Consider the following 766-nt stretch of genomic DNA (forward strand, 5'->3'; position numbering starts at 1 on the left):
TGCCTTATTCAACCTTGCTCAACAGAGACCTGAGCCGATCCCTTTTTATGGAGAACTCGGCGCCATTAACCCAACCTTTATTCTCCCAGAAGCGATGAAGAACAACGCTTCACTTGCAGAGCAGTTTGTCGCATCAATGACCATGGGTTGCGGCCAGTTTTGTACAAAACCGGGAGTAGTGTTCGCGTTGAATACTCCAGAAACACAAGCCTTTATCGAAACCGCTCAGGCTTTGATTCGTCAACAGTCCCCTTCTACGCTTCTCACTCAAGGTATCCGAGAAACCTATGAGAACGAAGTCGTAAAGCGAGCCGCTGATCAGGGTATTAACGTGACTTACTCTCAGGCTGACTCTCCAAATGTCGCCTCTGCGCTGTTTGTCACCGACAGGCAAAACTGGCGCACAAACCCAAAATGGGAAGAAGAGATTTTCGGCCCTCAATCAGTGATTGTTGTCTGTAAGGACTTCGAGGACTTATTCAATCTAAGTGAAACACTGAGCGGCACGCTCACCGCTACCATCCACGCGACTGAAGCAGATTCATCACTCGCTGAGCAGTTGATTCCATGCCTGGAAGAAATTGCCGGACGCCTGGTGTTCAATGGCTGGCCAACTGGCGTAGAGGTTGGTTATGCGATGGTTCATGGTGGGCCGTATCCTGCGTCGACCCATGCGGCATCAACCTCTGTCGGAGCAGAGGCCATTCACCGTTGGTTACGCCCGGTCGCTTACCAAGCGTTGCCAGAAAGCTTGTTGCCCGATTCA

General features: G+C 51.0%; 1 protein-coding gene. It reads left to right on the plus strand.

Features of this window, described 5'->3' with window-relative positions; all coding sequences use genetic code 11:
* On the plus strand, positions 1 to 766 hold a 766-nt coding region (locus R7R78_RS25810), incomplete at both ends, for an aldehyde dehydrogenase family protein (protein ID WP_225474579.1).

The sequence above is a fragment of the Vibrio sp. 2134-1 genome, from assembly GCF_033339495.1.